This is a genomic window from Laspinema palackyanum D2c, from assembly GCF_025370875.1.
Lineage (GTDB): Bacteria > Cyanobacteriota > Cyanobacteriia > Cyanobacteriales > Laspinemataceae > Laspinema > Laspinema palackyanum.
Map to the genome: position 1 here is coordinate 139,733 of NZ_JAMXFD010000004.1, position 19,102 is coordinate 158,834.

Below are 19,102 nucleotides of genomic sequence, written 5' to 3' on the forward strand. Positions count from 1 at the left end.
TGACCTAGGTTAGTTCATCAAATTTCCCCTCTCACATTGTGTCCGTTGAGGGTTGGATTTAGATATTTGACCGTTTTAAACAAACTCTCGGGAAATTAGTGCTTTTTTAATTACTTAAAAAAATATTTTTTATTACTATTAAAAATTCCAGTTTATGAAAATAAGCTATAGGGATTGAGCTTGGGGAGAAAATCTCTCTTAGAAAAGATCGCCCTTGGATTGGGGGGGGTTACTTTTTCTTTTAATCCCCCAAAGAATATTTGGGTACCCGGATGGGTAACTGAGGCATTTTCGTATCCCTCTTTACAAACTTAGCGGGATGAGATTAGAAGCCAAGCAGATTGGGGCGAAATCAAAGCCAGAAGGATGGAAGAATAAAGAATAGGACGAATTTAAGTTGGAAATGTTCCGGATTTTAGAGCCTTAGAGATGAGAAGGTTCTACCTTAAATAATTTGAAAAACTAGCCGGATGTTTTGGGGAGATTGCGTAGAAAGAAATAACAGTCAAAAAAAGGAATTTATCTATGAGCATCTACAAATGCTTGGTGTTATCTGGCCTGCTCTTATTAGGGATGAATGCCAACTTTTCAGGCAGTGAATATTTTACTTCAAAAGAAAATAACTCCGATGCAAATGGCCAAATTGCCAGTGCTGATGTATCTCGTGGAACCGAACCGGATCATCGGGGAAGTGGAAGATAAGAACTCAACCGATCGCCCCATTGACGATCGCGCTGATCGTTCCCCGGTCAAAATCTACACAGACCCGAACCGAAGCAAGTTTGAAGCCAAAAGTCCCTATAGTCTATGGGGTTCGCGCTCATCCGTCAGCGCAACTGAGCCATTCATTCCAGGGTGCATCATGCCATTTTTCCGGTCATTCCCATTCCTGATGACAGAAGTCAGGACAGAAGTCAGGACAGCACTTTAAAGCTGATCCTGTTCAAGGAGCGATCGCCATCAAACCCGATGGAAGGCGATCGGGTCCAGAGAGAAAACCGTACCTGATCAAGGTACTATCCGGTCGGAGTGTGGTGAGCGTTGGAACTAGAGAATTAATCCGTAGAATGAGCGTGAACTGCTCAAATAGACAGTGGAGGGCTAACCGAACGGTTTGCCCAATTTTCCATATTTAGGTCAAGGGTCTGAGGGACTGCAAAGCATCGCGATACATCAACTTGAGACATCAGAACCCGACACCAGAGCACTTTAAACCCACTCCGAGAGTAGAAACATCCAGAGAACCTGGGAGGATGCTTGCTGATTTAGGTAAAATTTAAGAAACGTAACGTAAACAGGCAAGCTAGATGATCCCTACCGTAATCGAACAATCTGGGCGTGGTGAACGCGCCTTTGATATCTACTCCCGCCTCCTGCGCGATCGCATCGTCTTTTTGGGACAACAGGTGGACGCAGACCTAGCGAACCTGATTGTTGCCCAGTTGCTGTTCCTAGAAGCTGAAGACGCCGAAAAAGATATCTACCTCTATATCAACTCCCCTGGTGGATCGGTGACGGCAGGCATGGGAATTTTCGACACCATGAACCACATCCGCCCCGATGTTTCTACGATATGTCTGGGATTAGCCGCCAGCATGGGTGCTTTCTTATTAAGTGCCGGTGCCAAAGGCAAGCGGATGAGCTTACCCCATTCGCGGATCATGATTCACCAACCCCTTGGAGGCGCTCAAGGGCAGGCGACGGATATTGAAATCCAAGCCAAAGAAATTTTATACCACAAAAAACGCCTGAATACTTTGCTTGCGGAGCATACAGGCCAACCCCTTGAGCGGATTGAACAAGATACGGAACGGGACTTTTTCATGTCCGCCCAAGAGTCTGTGGACTACGGACTCATTGATCTGGTCATTGATCGCCGCCCCTCTGCCACCCGTCCGGTAGCGGTGAGTTAAATCCCGGTTGAGTTCCCGGGGGAACAGACTTTTATCCCTCTGGGGACTCCTGGGACCTAACCTTAAATTTTTTGGCTCCCACCCTGCTCAGGGTGGGAGCCAAAGCTTACTCTTGTCAGGAGCCCAAAGGGGGCATTTGGAGAGTTAAAGTGGGAAAAAATCCCAGTTTTCTCCCCCTAACTCCTCAAATCTTGGGGCTACAATGCCTAAGAAGGGCTGGGTTGGTTTTTGAGATACGTTAAGAAGTCGAACAATTGGTCTTCCGAGAGCAGAGAACGGGAAGGGACCCCATAGGTTTGTTTCAGATGGTTGCGCCCTTGGTCGTTGGTCCAACCTAGGCGTTTAATCTCAATGGTGGTTTGGGCGATCGCATCGGATAAATCCACTGAACCCGATTGACTGGCGTTAGGAGGGGTCTGTGCGGAAGCTGGGGAAGTGGAACTCGGGACCCCGTAATCAGTTGGGAGACTGGACTGGGGTTCATCCCCGGATTGGTATCCAGAGAACGGATCAGCATCGGCCCGAGTGGGACTGTCTGGAAACCCAGAAGTTTCGGGTAAACTCTCGGGTGGGAATTCGCTCGGGGTAGAATGACTCGGCGAATATCCCCCGCCCGATAGCCATTGATCGGGAGTCGGACCGGACTTTTCAATCTCTGGGAATGCGGGGGCTGTTTCAGGAGGAGTCGAGAGTTGAGATTCGGGGAACCCGGGGGAACTCATGGGGGTTGAGGTGGGCCTAGCACGGGTTTTGCCTTGTCCCAAATGTAGGGTATTAAAAGCCGGAGCCGATGCCGGTGTAGTTACAGCAGAGTCTGATAAGTTGCGCGACGGGGTAGCCTCAGCCAGGGAGACCGATGTCCCTAAAACCGCGATCGCCCGAACTCGGGCGCGATCTTCGGCTTGTTCGACGGTCCGTTCTGCCGCCATCCCCGTCGCGAGAGTCACCCCATCCATTTGTACCAAGGTCCGCACCACATAGAGTCCTTGATGAAGGGTGAGTAATTCAGAAATTAAGCTGGCGGTTGGATAGCGAGAGCGAAATTCAATCAACATGATGGGTGAGGGTAGTATCAATACCGAACATTTTAAGGGAGCAGATTCAGCCCGGGGAATTTTAAGGGGATACTTGACATTTTAATGAGGGAAATTGGCTTCGGGGAATTTTAATGCCATTCAATGCTACAATGCCAGAAAACAGGTCACTTGTGAAAGACCCGAGGGCAAAAACCGCCGCCTTTGAGTCAAGCCCTCGCGATTGATCGCCAGAGATCGACGAAGAGGGCACCGATCAATTGCCTAGGGAGAAAATCCAGAAACCATGCCGATCAAACAAGCAACCGCTCGTTTTTATGAGTTGGATATCTAACAGATACGGCAGCAACTCGTTAGAGTTTTCCAGTGTCTTTAGACTCTAACTCGGTTAAATCCCCAGGCATGGCAAGCCCGGTTGAGGGGGTTCTACACCTAACAACTGCCCCTTCGCTTTGGCTGGTGTCCCTTGGATATAGCGGGTTGATGAATCACCGGCTCCTCTGTCCGCGCATCTGGTCTGTGGTCTTGATTGTCGTTAGGGATGTAAGCGCGATCGCCCGATGATGCATTTCGCGTGGGTCAACCCTCCTGTTTTCCTGTGGAAGGAGTCCGTCAGTGACCCAAGCATTGGCCAACTGTTGGCTCGCATTGCTGGGAAACTGGACGCTGATGCTGAAAAAGTCGCACGATGCGCGTCGCTTTCCGATGCTGTAAGTTCTGATTCGGATGGGTCGATCGGGGAGTATGATACGATCACGACCTCCGTTGAAAACTCACAGGGGATTGACGCGATGCAACTGTTTTGGCTTGAAAGTTGGCATCACTATAGCTTGTCTGAAGTCAACCGAGTTCAATAAGGGGATATTCGTCATTTGCGTCACCTTTGAGGCTCGGCTGGATTGAGAACAAGCAGCAACACCAGACATTTGATGCCTGGAAAGAGAACCGAATGGATAAAAGAAGGATCGATCTCTGAATGGACTTTTCAATCGCTACACTACTGGCAAATTTTACCGATGATAAATCGGTCGCTCCCAAGATCTTAGAGAAGAAATTGGGGTGTCAGGATGAAAAAAGCACGCGCTACTTACAAATCGCGCTCGATGCGTTGGAAAAAATCGGCGTGCTTGTTAAGGATAAAGGTCGATATCGGCGGGTTTGGGAAGAAAGTCTCGTAGAAGCAAAACTGCGCTGCTCTAGCAAGGGGTTTTGCTTTGCGATTCAGGATACGGAGGGGACGGAGGATATTTACATCCGCGAATGCCATTTGAGTAATGCTTGGAATGGCGATCGCGTGTTGGTGAATATCATTAAAGAAGGCTCTCGTCGTCGTTCTCCTGAAGGCGAGGTGAAGTTAATCCTCGAACGTGCCAACCCGTCGGTACTGGCAAGAGTCAAGCAAACGGGAAATCGCTATTTAGCGGTTCCTTTAGACGATCGCTTGTTATTTGAACTGGACCTCAAACAAAATGGGGTTTCCCTCGCCGATGCCGTCGAACATCTGGTTCATGTCGAAGTGTTGCGTTATGCTCTCGGCAGCAATCCCCCCCTCGGGCGCGTCGCACAAATCCTGGGATCCGATGCAGAAGATGCCAATGATCTGGATATTGTTTGCTGTAAGCATGACTTGCCTCGCGCTTTCCCCCAAGTTGTTCTCGATGCGATCGCCGATTTACCCAAACCCCTGCGAAAGGCTGAGATTAAAGGGCGCTTAGACCTCCGCAGTCTCCAAACCATTGCTTTGATGCCCGCATCCAGACTCCGCAGTTCCATTCCCACGGTGGAACAAGCTTTTAGTCTGGAAACGCTCAAAAGTGGCGAGTGGCGTCTATCCATTCACGTATCAGATGTCGCCCACTATGTCAAGCCAGATACGGCGTTGGATCGGGAAGCTCGCAAGCGATCGGTGTCGGCACATCTAGGGGATATGGTATTGCCGATTATTCCTGAACAGTTGGCTTTGGATTCCTGCTCGTTGCTGACGGGGGAAGACCGCCTCGCGGTTTCGGTGTTAGTCATTTTAGATGATGATGGGGTGGTGGATTTTGAAATTAAACCCAGTGTCATCAAGGTTGATTATCAAGTGAGCGATCGCCAAGCACAACCGATTCTGGATAAATTGCAGGAAAAACACCTTGATCCCGAAATCATCCCCGCTTGGTGGTTGGAGTTTCGAGAACGTCAAAAATCTCTGGAAGAGCCTGAACCTTTACCGGAGGCGATCGCTCAAACTCTGGAAAAAATGTTCCAACTCAGCTATGCCATGCAAAACTGGCGGCGCGCGCGCGGGGGATTTGACCTGAATCTGCCCCCCAACCAATATGGCATTTGCCCCTCGGTTTATAACGATGAAGGTGCAGAGGGGGCGATTTCTCTGTCTTCTCACATGACCGCCCAAGGGATGCTCTGTGAATTTACAATTCTGGCTAACCAACTGGTCGCCACTCACTTGCAGCAATTAGGGGTTCCGGGAATTTACCGCATCCAAGCGGCACCGGACCTGGAACAAGTCGATGAGCTGATCAAACTCGCCAGTAATATGGGGGTAGAAGTCCTGCTTGATGACCCCGAAGAAGTGACTCCCATTGACTTCCAAGACTTTACTGAGGTCTTTGCCGCCTCTGGGTGCGAGCGAGTTCTCACTTATCTCTTGGAAGATACCTTAAAACCTGCCAGCTATAGCACAAATCCGGGTTCTCACTTCGGACTGGCTTTAAGCACAGGTTATACTCACTTCTGCTCCCCCGTCCAGCGGTATGCGGACCTGTTGGTCCAACGCTTGTTAAAAACGGTGTTTGAAGAAGGACGCGATCGCAAATCCGCTCGGTCTAAAGAATACGTCGATCTGCACAGCAGTCACAGTCACGGCGAAATCTCTTGGAACGTTCTGCCTCCCACGACTCACAGCGACTTTGAGAGTCATTTTGCCACTATCGTCGGTCACCTGAGCGATCGCGAAAAGCTCACCCACGAAGCAGAAGCGGACCTCCAAGGACTCAAAAAAGCCGGACTGATGAAGGCACGCACCGGCGAAACCTTCAGCGGATTAATCACCGGCGTTCAATCCTACGGATTCTTTGTCGAAATCGAAGTCGAAGGACCCGAAGGCATTCCTCTGCGTCTGGAAGGACTTGTCCATGTTTCCTCCCTCAAAGATGACTGGTATGAGTATCGTTCTCGCCTGCAAACTCTCGTTGGTCGGAAAAATCGCAAGCAATACAGCTTAGGCGATATCGTCGAAGTTCAAGTTAAAAGTGTGGATTACTACCGTCAACAAATCGACCTCGTGGCAGTCGGTGGCGGCAGTGAAGCCAGTGGCGAAGACTACACCGAATATCGTGAGCGCGAACGCAATTACTATGATTACGAGGAAGATATTTAATCTCCCTTGAATCCTCTCATGATTAGCACTGGGTCCGACAGCAAAAACTCGGACAGACAATGGATAAAGCCCGCCTGATCGCGGGCTTAATTTTTAAATTTTTTAATCCCATCCAGGATAAAATATCTCGTCGCCCCCCTCCCTCGCCTGACTAGACAATCGAGATTTGTAGGCGGGATTGGCTATTCATGGATTTATTGAAAGGATTTATTTACCCCACTCCTCATCTATTTACAAACTTGGCCGAGAATGATAAAATAATATCCAGTCAATGTTATTCTCAAACTTGGCCTAAACCGCTTTAATCGTTAAATCCTCCCTGAATGAATCAACAAAGGAGACTATTATCAACGATAAAAACAGACCTTTAATCCTCGGCATATCCGGCGCATCGGGGTTAATTTATGCCGTGCGAACCGTTAAATTTTTGTTAGAGGCAGACTATCGCGTTGAACTGGTGGCATCTAAATCAACCTATATGGTTTGGCAAGCCGAAGAGAATGTTAGGATGCCTGCGGAACCCGCACAACAAGAGATATTTTGGCGCGATCGCGCTGGAAGTGTCACCGAGGGTAAACTGACTTGTCATCCCTGGCAAGATGTGGGTGCAAATATTGCCAGTGGTTCCTTCCGAACTGTAGGAATGCTGGTGATTCCTTGTAGTATGAGTACCGTTGCAAAAATAGCTACGGGATTGAGTTCTAGCTTATTAGAACGAGCGGCAGATGTTCAACTTAAAGAAGGTCGAAAACTGGTCGTTGTCCCTCGGGAAACGCCCTTTAGTTTGATTCATTTACGGAATTTAACGACCTTGGCAGAAGCGGGTGCAAGAATTGTCCCGGCGATTCCCGCTTGGTATCACAAACCTCAAACGATTGAGGATTTAGTGGATTTTACCATCGCCCGGGCATTGGATCAATTTGACATTGACTGCGTACCGATTCGACGGTGGGAAGGGCATCCCTGAAGCAGTCAGGAGGCCCAAAGGGAATACAGGATGCTAAAATAAGTCCGGGGAAGCGGTGAAACTGTGGAAATCCCTGGCCGGGATTAATGAATTAGAAAATAAAATATGCGTGAATTTCGGAATGTACTGCTGTTGGTTGTCTTGGGGGGATTGACAATTTTTGCTCTGCAAAATACGTCGCCATCCCTGTCTTTGGTGTTTTTAGGCATGAGGTCTATTGCGCTACCTCTGTCTCTCTGGATTCTAGCAGCGATCGCCCTGGGTGCTGTGACTGCCTGGGCGATCGCCATTCTATTCGGGCTCTATCATTATTGGGATACCCGCAACCCCAGACCCCGCAACCGCCAGCGTCCTCTGGAACCCGTCAACCCCCCACCACCTCGGGGAAATCGGAGTGAACCCCCCTCCCCACGCTATAACGCCACAGTGATTCAGGATGATGTCTCCAATCGTTTCAACCGTACTGGGGAAACAGGCAGTCGCATCCCCGTTCCCAACTCCAGGGAATTAGAAGAAGAAAACTGGATTGATGAAGATGAAGACTTCATCGATGAACCCAATCCTCAACCCTTTCCTCAATCAGGGGAGGGCTACAATTACGAAGTCGTCCGAGAACCCGTTGCCGAGTCTTGGGTGGGATCCAGCTATTCCTACAGTTATGATCAGAATCGAGAATCTGGCGGGGATAAAGGCAATTCCCCCTACGATGCAGATTACCGACTTGTCACCCCACCCCCCTCAGTAGAAAAACCCGTAGAGGAACAACTCTCAGAGGAAACATCCCCAGAGGCGATCGTTGAACCAACTCTGGAAGAATTGCCGACGCCAGAACCCCCCAGCAGTAACAGTTCCGGCGATGATTGGACCACGATTCGCCGTCGCCGTGACGAGTGGTAAGCATCCAAGTTCGTAGTAACGACTTCAGTCGTTCTCTTAGTTCTTAGTAACGACTTCAGTCGTTCTCTTCAGTTCGTAGTAACGACTTCAGTCGTTTCTTCACTTCGTCATCAATTCAACCCGCCAACAGGATTCTGCTACCTCTGGTCTTTTCCCATTAAAAGAGGGACCCCACCCTAACCCTCCCCTTGCCAAGGGGAGGGGACCGGAGGTGAATTTAATAAAACTGCAAATTATCATCGGCAAACTTGATTCTGATGAAAGTGAGATGAAAATCTGAGCCCTAGGGTGGCGTTACCCCTCAGCAGGACCCCCGGAAAAGGGCGATCGCATTGCAGGTTCCGGATTACTGATCGATGCCCGATGAGTCGCAGAAATGGGGATTGCAGAATGCAGATTCAAAAGGGAGAGGGTCCTGAGAGGGCCTTGGTTTGGGGTGGGAAAACGGACTGAGACTTTATCTTATTTTTATGGTGGAGACTCGGGCAAAGATGGTATTATTTTTTCCCGTGGTACTGGATAACCGATCAGGAGAGACCCCCTTGTAATCTTTGCGATTATCTTATGTTCGATTGCGAAAATGCAATTTTGCAACATTGGATGCAGAACCTGTAAGACAAAGGGACTTGAGACGGCCCCCGATGAGCCATGAGACCCAATGCCAGACCCTAAACGATAAGGGTGCGTTGGCAGGGAATCCCCCCGTATTTACCCGTAAGACAGTTCGCTATTGCCAGTCTGGGTAAGACGGGCGATCGCCCTATTCATTCAATTTGACCATTCCCTTGAAATACCAGTTTAGGCGAGGAACGCCCTGGTGCAGTGTAAACCCAAGTTAAAGGAGCCAATCGTGTTCAATTCTACCCGTGATGCCAGCATTTCTGCTGAATTCCTGTCTGCATCTGCCAAGGTTGCCGGTGGGAGTCCTTTTAATATGCTCAACTGGGTAGAAACCTTAGAACCCGTGGCTGGAAAGAAAAATCGCTATATTTGCCCAGTCTGCCAGGGACAGAATCTAACGGTTGATCCCCAAAGCGGGGCCTATCAATGTTGGAATGGTTGCGAATGTAAGGACATTCGCGCCACCTTGGGCGATCGCCCCACTTCAGTCATGTCCCAGGGATCATCCCGGCAAAAGACTATCCAGAAAACCGCTAAACCCGCCCCCTTCCCCGAGGGACAGCCGGTTTTAGCAAGGTTGCGCCAACCGGGAATTCCCCCTAAATCCCAAAAACTCTCGTTTCAACCCAAAGGGGTCCCGAATCATGCTGTAGAAATCCGGTACAACTACAGCGAGACTCAGGTGGTGTATCGGTTTGAATGGTTGGACCCCAAACAACGCAAGGGTCATAAAAAAACTTTTCGTCAATGTCATTTGAATGAGGATGGATTGCCGATTTGGAGTAAAGGGAATGACCCCTGGAAAGCCTATCGAGAAACCGAGGCATTGGCAGCCAGCGCCCGCGTAGTGGAGGGGTTTCCGGTGTTGTTATTGCTGGAAGGGGAAGGCTGTGTGGAAATTGCCCGAACTTTGGGGTTAGCTGCGGTGACGTTTCAAGGAAGCGCCTGGACGGATGTCGAAATTGAGAGTTTTTTGATTCGCTTGCGCCATGCCAACGAGAAGGCAACGATCGCAGTCCTCCCCGATCGCGATGACACTGGACGGAAAAAGGCGGCAAAGGTGGCGGCAGCAGCAGCAAAAGTGGGGGTTCCCTGTCTGGAACTGGACCCGACTCAGATTGATCCCGACTTGCCAGAAAAGGGAGATATTCGGGAAATGCTGGAAAATTCGGCAATTCCCTCAGACTTGATTCAACGGTTAGAGGGGGTGATTCGCCAAGGGACTCAGCGGAACTCGCAGACCCTGGAAAGCGAGAGTTACGATAGTTTTTTCCCGGTGGTGGAGTTTAACCAGGCGATCGTCAAGTTCCTCTATGGCGATCGCCCGTGGATATGCGTCAACAATACCCTCTATGCATGGCAGGGGACCTACTACGAAGCCTCACCGAATGCGGTAGAACTCTATCGGATTACCCAATTTTGCAATTCCTTTCCCATTGATGTTAAAGGTCACATTCGCTATCCTTACGCCAGTTCCAGCAGTGTGAAAAAAGCCCTGGAATGGGTGAAATTGATGTTTGCGATCGCCCCGGGACGGGTGAATCCCCCGGGACTGAATTGCACTAATGGGGTTCTCCAACTCTCCTTTACTCGCAAGGGTCAGCCGTCTTGGAAGCTGGTCCCCCATGACCCCCGCCAGCATTTTTATCTCTATCAACCCCTGGTGACTTATGACCCGGAGGCGGATCCGACAGACTGCGATCGCCTCCTGGAATGTCTGGAACCCCAATATCGGGATATTTTCCTAAAAACCATCGCCGCATCTCTGGATTTAGAATCCGTCCGTCGGTTGAAAGGACGAATGGTCAAAGCATTACTTGCCAAGGGAGATGGCAACAATGGGAAGGATAGTTTGCGGGAAGTGACGGCGATGCTGTATGGCTATCAGGGACTGACCTCGGTTTCTGTGGAAGCCTTTGAACAAGCCGATCGCGGACGGTTGTTTCCCGTTGCCCGATTGGAGGGGTCTCGGGTGAACTGGCCCTCGGAAAATCGCAATGCGGAGGCCCTGGACCGCCTCCAATGCTTGAAAATTGCCATTACCGGCGATCGGTCCTTTGTGATTGAACGCAAAGGCAAAGATGATTATGAAACCGCGATTAATGCGGTGTTTATCTTTAACTGGAACGATATCCCGGAACTCGCTGGAGTGATGGAAGCGATTCGCAGTCGTTATGCGGTCCTCCCGTTTACGAAAACCTTTGCCGTCAATCCCAACCCGCGACGCGGGGAATTGCCTGCGGATCCTCGATTCAAATATGACCCAGAGTTTTTAAAATCCAAGGTCCTGCCTGCTTATCTGAACCGCCTCTTGGATGCCTTGCAACGGTTGATGCGCGATGGGATTGACTATAGTCCCACCCAAGAAGCGATGACGGAGATTCAATGCGCCTCTGAACATCTGTGGCAGTTTGTCAAGGATTCGGGTTTGGTGGAGGACCCAGATTCCCGAGTCTATGTCCCTGAGATTTGGCAAAAATTGCGGCAATGGTATCAGGATAACGGGATTCTCCAGGTGGAAGTCAGCGATCGCGGTCGGGAGAAATTGCTGTGGTACGATTTACCTTCAGCCAGCGATCGGCATTGCAAAACCTTAAATCAGGTCCCGGTTCGTCTCTTGTCCATGTTTCCGAAAGCCAAGAAAGGCGGGGATGAACAAGGTACATTTTTGAGGGGTTTAAAATGGCATAATCCTTAATTTTAAGCAGAATTTACGATTAAAATAGGGTTTCCAACTCAGCCATAAATGGAGTCAGAAACCCTATTTTTAGGTTAATATTTGTCAATTTGTTTAATGTTTTGCGGCTTCAGCTTCATAACATTTGAGCAGCAAAGGTGCAAGTTTGTCTAAGTCACTAATATCAGAAATAACCACTCGGGATGCTGCGCCTCCCACGGAGGCAGAGACTTCTTGGATTTCAAACCCAGCAGCAAGGGGTCGAATTTCATCAAGGGGGAGTCGGGTGATAAAACTCTTTTTCTTTAGGGTTAGATAGAATCGTAAAAACCACCAAGTTGTTTTACCCAGATTGATGCCAAAGTAGGAAACTGTATCTTTATGATTGAGTTCAAATTTATAAGCGGTGGAAGTTGCTGCGATCGCTTTTACTTTTTCAAACGCGGCTTTTTCTTCTTCAGTAGTTACAATTTTTGAGTCTGGATCATCAAGTTCCGAGTCATCATCATCCGCTGTGGAAGTTGGTGGGGTCGGTAGGGTCGCCAAGGAACTGGGTTGCTGCATTTCCTGAGTAAGCGATCGCGTCATCAATTCTAATAGACAGGTTTGAATTGCTTTTTTGGCGATCGGTTTGAACTGCTCAATTTTTTTACTCGTTATTTTTCCTTCAATGGCATAGCCGCCATCAAGTTTAGTCAACTCCCCCATTAAAAAGCGAACTAATTCGTCTGAAGGATCCTTTAAAAGATTTCCGATTAAAACGGCCATTCCTTTGACAAAAACCATTTCTTCGGCTTCGATTTTAATGGCGACGCTATCAAAGTTATCGCGGTGAAATAGCTTGAGAATTTCTAAATCTTTAGGCTGATAGCTAAAGAGATTAAAGATAAAAAATGGCTCAATGTCCATGAGATTTTGATTGCGCAGATCCGTGAAAAATCGATATTCAACCCCGTTGCTACAAATGCCGACTTTAGCGGAAAGTTTCGCATCAAAATAGGTCTTTAACTGCCCATCATGAATTTCTGGTTTTTCGTTGCGGGCTTTGGCTTCAACCAACATAACGATTGTATCATTAATGGCGATCGCATAGTCTACTTTATTGAAGTGCCCTGCCTTTTTCTTGAGAGCAACATCAGCGATCGATTCGGGTATTACTTCGGAAGGGTCCCAAATATCATATCCCAGGGTATGTAAGAACGGTAAAATAAGCTGTTGCTTTGTGGCTTCTTCTCCAACAACCAAATCGGCATTCTTCCGAACTCGTTCCGCAACCTTGGCGATCTCTTCCGCGAATCCCATGTTGTACTCCAGTGGTTTTGCTTGTATTTTTTTCACTACATTACCACTTTAGGTAGATCCGGGTCGAGATATCTTTATATTAAGATAAATTTTTTTACGTGTCTTTACAATATTCGGCTATAGAATATGGCGATCGCCCCAAGGGACAGCAACCCTGTTCGGAGTGGGACCAGGACCAGCCCCCCTTTGAACCGCCCCAGGTGATCCCAGGGAAGAGAAGCAGGTTCTATCGGGAGATGGATAAATATTCTAAAAAAGTCCGATACAGTAGAAACATAAGAAACCGCACCGAGATTCTGGTGTTCATGACACAGACCTAACGGTCTTTTTAGTAAATTAAATTAAGAGACAATCCCACCTGTGGCAACATTGGTGGGATTGTTGGTTTTTAGATTTTCTTTGCTCCGTATGACCTTGAGTCAAACTCGTTACAAACCAGATTTGGTAAAGTTTTCATTGCTGTTGCAGAAAGTTCTCTACCTGTGGAGGTAGCAGCAGGTTCTATCTCTAGATAGATAAATTGCTCTAACGGTTCAGCTATCTTTAGAACATAAGAAACCACACCGACAAGGTGTTCATAACACAGACTTCACGGTCTTTTTAGTAAGCCGGTTTAATAAATCAAGATAACAGACAATCCCGCTAGACACCCTCTGGCGGGATTGTTGATTTTGAGGGGTTGACTCTGAGTGGTAGAGGCGATCGCCAGTGGAGAGGGGCCTTGCCAGCTAGAAGAGGTAGAAGAAGGTTCTACCTGTAGATAGATAAACTGGCTTGCGAGGGTCGGTTATATTAAGAACATAAGAAACCGCACCGCGATGGTGTTCATAACACAGGCCCTTGGCCTTTTTAGTAAGCCCAGATTATAAATCAAGATAACAGACAATCCCGCTAGAATATTTCTAGCGGGATTGTTGGTATCTAGGCGTTAATGATTACCTGGCCCCTGCAGCAATCTAGGGAATGTATTGTTGCTACCAAGAGGCGGTCAGAAGGGGTAGAAGCAGGTTCTATCTGTAGAGGGATAAACTTTATGGTAGAGTTCGGGTACATTAAGAACATAAGAAAGCGCACCGAGATAGGTGCTTATAAGACAGGCCGAAAGGTCTTTTTAATAAAGCAAAATAATAGACAATCCCGCTAGAAGCTCTCTGGCGGGATTGTTGATTTTCACCGATGGATTCCTCGGTTACTTCGAGTAAAAGCAGATAAATTTGAAGGGACAGCTACAGGAACGCAATGCCCGAACTAGCTTAAAGAAAACAGGAACTTTAAAACAGTGACTCTATTATGGAGGAACACCTGTAAATGGGGTTGTGTATTCCTAGAGGTAGCAACAGGTTCTATCTGTAGAGGGATAAACTTTCGGGGAAAATTCAGTTATATTAAAACCATAAGAAAGCGCACCAAGATTCAGGTGCTTATAAGACAGGCCGCAAGGTCTTTTTAATAAATTAAAATAACAGACAATCCCGCTAGAAGCCCTCTAGTGGGATTGTTGATTTTGAAGGATAGATTTTTACCGGAATTGGACTCAACGCCTATATTCTTAAGGGCGTCGCTTTCAGCCCGAAGCGGATTGGATGTTGTCCCTACAGGTAGCAACAGGTTCTATCCGCAGAGGGATAAACTTTATCAGTGAATTCAGTTATATTAAAAACATAAGAAAGCGCACCAAGATTTAGGTGCTTATAAGACAGGCCGAAAGGTCTTTTTAATAAAGCAAAATAATAGACAATCCCGCTAGAAGCTCTCTGGCGGGATTGTTGATTTTGAGAGATAGATTTTTACAGGAATTGGAGTCAAAGCCTATATTCTTAAGGGCGTCGCTTTGACTCAGAAGCGGATTGGATGTTGTCCCTAGAGGTAGCAACAGGTTCTATCCGCAGAGGGATAAACTTTATCGGTGAATTCAGTTATATTAAAAACATAAGAAAGCGCACCGAAGTTTAGGTGCTTATAAGACAGGCCGTTAGGTCTTTTTAATAAATTAAAATAACAGACAATCCCGCCCGTAGCAATACCGGCGAGATTGTTGATTTTGAGGGATAACGTTACACTCGAATCGGAGTCAAAGTCTACCGTATCCAGGGTATCGGTTTGAGCGAGAACTGGATTGGATATCGTCTTTAGAGGTAGCAACAGGTTCTATCTTCAGGGGGATAAACTTTAGGGGTGAATTCAGTTATATTAAAAACATAAGAAAGCGCACCGAGATTTAGGTGCTTATAAGACAGGCCGTCAGGTCTTTTTAATAAATTAAAATAACAGACAATCCCGCCGGTAGTAATACTGGCGGGATTGTTGGTTTTTAGTCTGCGATCGCCTCTACAGCTTTCTTAGGGCAAGGAGTGGTTTGTTTCCGAGGGTTGGCTTACCTTAACCCCGGGACGGCTAAACAGTTTAAAGTAAACTGAGTTCAACAGTTCTTTAAGCGGAAAGGTAATAAAAGTCAGGGGATTAATGGTGACGATGATGTTCCGATTATCCGCTTTGGCTTGTTTGACGATTTGTTTGCCAACCCAATCGGCAGACATGACGCCAATGGGATTGAGATTACTTTTAAAGGGGCCCAGAATCAATTTTCTAACAATGCAAGGGGCATCTAATCGGCGCAAGGTGACTAAATCCCCGAGGGTACGTTTGGTGAGTTCGTACAGGGGACTAAAGGCGGGATTGGATTCTGCTTCGGAGGTGTTCACCCAGACTTCTTTGCGGGCGATGTCTTGATTGGTTCTAACGGTGGTGAAAAACAGTTCCATCAAACGCCAGGAGGAAAAGGCATTGACTTGATAGGAACTGGCGATCGCCTCTGGGGTGCGATCGCCATGTACGTTCATCCCATGATTGAGGATGAGAATATCGACCTTTTCAAATAACGCCGCCAACTCGTTTTCTTCACCAATTTGCCAGGTAACGGTGTTAACTTCCAAGGTTTCTGACGCTAGGGTTAAGGCGATCGCCTCGTTACCCGAAGTCAGGGCGATAACTTTGGCCCCTGCTTCATGGAGATGCAACAACAGCGATCGCCCCAGGGTTCCAGAGGCCCCAGTCACCGCTACGGTTTTGCCTTTGAGGGAAAGTGCAGTTCCCATAAGTTTGTCTATAAAAGTAAACGTCCCGCAAAAGTAAGCATTTTGGTTATCAAAGTGATGTCGCCAATGGTAGGGACGATTCACGAACCATCGCGAGGGTGGCGTAGCAAAAGGACCCGGTTGGTGGGTGAGATCCGTTAGGCGATCGGCCCCTGGAATTCCCGAACCCCGGGCGATCGCACTGCCTAAAAAGCTGAGGGTATAAAGACACCCAATCCCCGCAACCCAATAATAATGGGGAAGAAACAGATATGCCCCTAACCACCACAACAGTCCAAACCCTAGCATGACGAGGGCCTCGGGTACGTCATTGCGCCAATGCGCTTGTTGATAAATCTCTTCACTCGCTGGGGTGAGATTCGGACGAAAAACGCGATGATGCCAAACGTGCAAGCGATAGAGGGGTTGCCAAACATGGGCAAAGGCATGATACAAATCTCGTACCAGTTCCGCCCAAAGAATGGAACCGAGTCCCCACGCTACTGTTGCAATCCAAATTGGGAGCATAGTTAGTTTAATACACCTTTTTTCTGTAATTTTAGGGAATGACCCCGAGTCGCCACAATTGTTTAAGTAGCCACAACCGGCGGGGGTTTGAACCCCCGCCTAACAACTTAAGTCGGTTAAAACCGACTGCAAGTCTGATACCGTGGGCTGTTTAGTCGGTTTTAACCGACTTAAGCTATGAGGCGGGGGATTTATCCCCCGCCGGTTGTTGCCACAGGTGCAAAATGTCAGTGTTACACAACTTTACATGAAATTTCGATGCATTGACTCCAGATTTCCGAATCACGAGGGAGGAATTTGCCCAATTTCCGGGGAATTGTCGCCTCCATCTCTATCTGTGGGCGGTTTCAGAATCACAGAACCGCCTCCTAAACTAAAGCAGAATTTAATATCCTCCAATATCCTTGCGTGTTGAGAAAATAGCTGATGAGTGGAAAAATTTTAGAAAATCAAGTGGTTTTGGTGACGGGTTCAAGTTCGGGAATTGGGGCCGGGATTGCACTTGGGATGGGAAATGCCGGTGCGAAAGTGGTCGTGAACTATCGTAGCAGTCCGGAAGGGGCGGAAAAAGTCGTTAATGAAATTAAATCTAAGGGTGGAGAGGCGATCGCCATTCAAGGAGATATCAGCAAAGAAGAGGATGTCCAAAAAATGTTCTCTCAATTGTGTGAGCATTTTGGCACAATTGATATTCTAATCAATAATGCAGGGCTTCAGCAAGACGCGAATCTGGTTGACATGACCCTTGCCCAATGGCAAAAAGTCATAGATGTCAACCTCACGGGACAATTTCTCTGTACCCGAGAAGCGGTCAAAGAATTTATGCGCCGAGGTCTCGTTAAAGAGCGATCGCGCGCAGCCGGTAAAATTATCTTTATCAGTTCCGTTCATGAAGTGATACCTTGGGCCGGTCACTCCAACTATGCGGCATCTAAAGGCGGAATCAAACTGTTTATGCAAAGTATCGCCCAGGAAGTTGCCCACCACAAAATCCGCGTCAATGGAATTGCTCCCGGTGCGATTAAAACACCCATTAATGAAGATGCCTGGGACACCCCCGAAGACGAAGCCGAACTGCTCAAATTGATTCCCTACAAACGGATAGGCACTCCCGAAGATATCGCCAAAGTCGCCGTTTGGTTGGCCTCGGATGAGTCCGACTATGTACATGGAGAAACCATCTTCGTCGATGGCGGTATGACATTATATCCCGGCTTTGCCCAGGGTCAAGGGTAAATCAACCCCCTCCCCCCAAACCCCGATGCGGCAATTCCCTAAACCCATGATGCGCCATGATGACAAATTCATCTCATTCACCCGGGGGGAAATGGGTGGGAATTTCATGGCAACAGGGGAATAATCATCATCACGAGATCGGATAGGTTGACGAGGGGGAATGTTTGGATTATACATTTGTCGGGGTGATTTGGGAATGAAGGCAGGAATTGAAAGAGTGATAAATCGCCTCCCTCTCTACAACTAAAAGGGTGAAAGTTAGAATATTCTCATAGCGACGGGAATCCTACCAACCGCAGGAAATGCACCCGCCCCAAACCATCCCCCGCCACCACCGTCACCCCATCGGGGGCAATGGCACAACAGAGTAACTGAGCGTCAGCCATAAAACAAGCCATTTCCTCCCCTGTAGCCACATTCCACACTTTCAGGGTGTTATCGTCTGAACCGGAAACCACCCGTTGCCCATCGGGGCTGATGGCGACGGCATTTACCGAGTAACCATGCCCGGTGAGAGTGCGTTCCTCCTCCCCTGTGGCCAGATTCCATACTTTCAGGGTGTTATCGTCTGAACCGGAAACCACCCGTTTCCCATCGGGGCTGATGGCGACAGCATTTACCGAGTCACCATGCCCGGGGAGAGTGCGTTCCTCCTCCCCTGTAGCCACATTCCACACTTTCAGGGTTTTATCATGAGAACCGGAAACAACCCGTTGCCCATCGCGGCTGATGGCGACGGCAGTTACCGAGCTACGATGCCCGGGGAGAGTGCGTTCCTCCTCTCCTGTAGCCACATTCCAAACCTTCAGGGTGGTATCCAATGAAGAACTGGAAACCACCCGTTGCCCATCGCCGCTGATGGCGACGGCTCTTACCGAGCTACCATGCCCGGTGAGAGTGCGTTCCTCCTCCCCTGTAGCCACATTCCACACTTTCAGGGTTTTATCATGAGAACTGGAAACCACCCGTTGCCCATCGCCGCTGATGGCGACGGCAGTTACCGAGCTACGATGCCAGGTGAGAGTGCGTTCCTCCTCCCCTGTAGCCACATTCCATACTTTCAGGGTGGTATTCCATGAACCAGAAACCACCCGTTGCCCATCGCCGCTGATGGCGACGGCTCTTACCGATCTACCATGCCCGGTGAGAGTGCGTTCCTCCTCCCCTGTGGCCAAATTCCACACTTTCAGGGTTTTATCCCATGAACCGGAAACCACCCGTTGCCCATCGCGGCTGATGGCGACGGCACTTACCCAGTTATCATGCCCGGTGAGAGTGTTTTCCTCCTCCCCTGTAGCCAAATTCCACACTTTCAGGGTGTGATCCCATGAACCGGAAACCACCCGTTGCCCATCCCGGCTGATGGCGATGGCATTTACCGAGCTACGATGCCCGGTGAGAGTGCGTTCCTCCTCTCCTGTAGCCAAATTCCACACTTTCAGGGTTTTATCATGAGAACCAGAAACCACCT

Annotated in this window: 11 protein-coding genes; 7 read left to right on the forward strand and 4 right to left on the reverse strand. The window is 48.5% G+C overall.

Annotated features, from left to right (window positions below):
• Positions 1–628: 628 nt before the first annotated feature.
• Positions 629–931 (forward strand): hypothetical protein, encoded by a 303-nt coding sequence (locus NG795_RS07360; protein WP_367288005.1) that lies wholly within the window; start codon positions 629–631, stop codon positions 929–931.
• Positions 932–1,307: 376 nt separating this feature from the next.
• Entirely contained in the window at positions 1,308–1,913 is a 606-nt protein-coding gene (gene clpP, locus NG795_RS07365; protein WP_367288006.1) for an ATP-dependent Clp endopeptidase proteolytic subunit ClpP, read from the forward strand.
• A gap of 206 nt (positions 1,914–2,119) precedes the next feature.
• Here the strand turns inward: clpP and NG795_RS07370 are convergent, their stop codons facing one another.
• On the reverse strand, positions 2,120–2,968 hold the full coding sequence (locus NG795_RS07370; RefSeq protein WP_367288007.1) for a slr1353 family protein: 849 nt from the start codon (positions 2,966–2,968) through the stop codon (positions 2,120–2,122).
• Positions 2,969–3,923: 955 nt separating this feature from the next.
• Here NG795_RS07370 and NG795_RS07375 point away from each other — a divergent pair.
• The 4 genes from NG795_RS07375 (at position 3,924) to NG795_RS07390 (ending at position 11,512) form a co-directional block, all read left to right on the forward strand.
• Entirely contained in the window at positions 3,924–6,329 is a 2,406-nt protein-coding gene (locus tag NG795_RS07375) for a ribonuclease R family protein (protein ID WP_367288008.1), read from the forward strand.
• 319 nt (positions 6,330–6,648) lie between these two features.
• Positions 6,649–7,296 (forward strand): flavin prenyltransferase UbiX, encoded by a 648-nt coding sequence (locus tag NG795_RS07380; protein WP_367288172.1) that lies wholly within the window; start codon positions 6,649–6,651, stop codon positions 7,294–7,296.
• Positions 7,297–7,401: 105 nt separating this feature from the next.
• Positions 7,402–8,193 carry a LapA family protein gene (locus tag NG795_RS07385; RefSeq protein WP_367288009.1) on the forward strand — a complete coding sequence of 264 codons (792 nt, stop codon included), beginning with the start codon at positions 7,402–7,404 and terminating at the stop codon, positions 8,191–8,193.
• Positions 8,194–9,043: 850 nt separating this feature from the next.
• Positions 9,044–11,512 carry a DUF5906 domain-containing protein gene (locus tag NG795_RS07390; protein ID WP_367288010.1) on the forward strand — a complete coding sequence of 823 codons (2,469 nt, stop codon included), beginning with the start codon at positions 9,044–9,046 and terminating at the stop codon, positions 11,510–11,512.
• A gap of 93 nt (positions 11,513–11,605) precedes the next feature.
• Here NG795_RS07390 and NG795_RS07395 read toward each other — a convergent pair whose 3' ends face one another.
• Both NG795_RS07395 and NG795_RS07400 read right to left on the reverse strand, forming a co-directional pair.
• Complete coding sequence (locus tag NG795_RS07395) at positions 11,606–12,793, reverse strand: type I restriction endonuclease (RefSeq protein ID WP_367288011.1); 1,188 nt, start codon at positions 12,791–12,793, stop codon at positions 11,606–11,608.
• Positions 12,794–15,132: 2,339 nt separating this feature from the next.
• Positions 15,133–16,395 carry a bifunctional sterol desaturase/short chain dehydrogenase gene (locus tag NG795_RS07400; protein ID WP_367288012.1) on the reverse strand — a complete coding sequence of 421 codons (1,263 nt, stop codon included), beginning with the start codon at positions 16,393–16,395 and terminating at the stop codon, positions 15,133–15,135.
• Positions 16,396–16,821: 426 nt separating this feature from the next.
• Here NG795_RS07400 and NG795_RS07405 point away from each other — a divergent pair, with 426 nt between their 5' ends.
• Entirely contained in the window at positions 16,822–17,631 is an 810-nt protein-coding gene (locus NG795_RS07405; protein ID WP_367288013.1) for an SDR family oxidoreductase, read from the forward strand.
• 269 nt (positions 17,632–17,900) lie between these two features.
• On the opposite strand, the gene NG795_RS07410 is transcribed toward NG795_RS07405, so the two are convergent.
• The coding region (locus NG795_RS07410) for a WD40 repeat domain-containing protein (RefSeq protein ID WP_367288014.1) at positions 17,901–19,102 on the reverse strand (1,202 nt) is incomplete at its 5' end.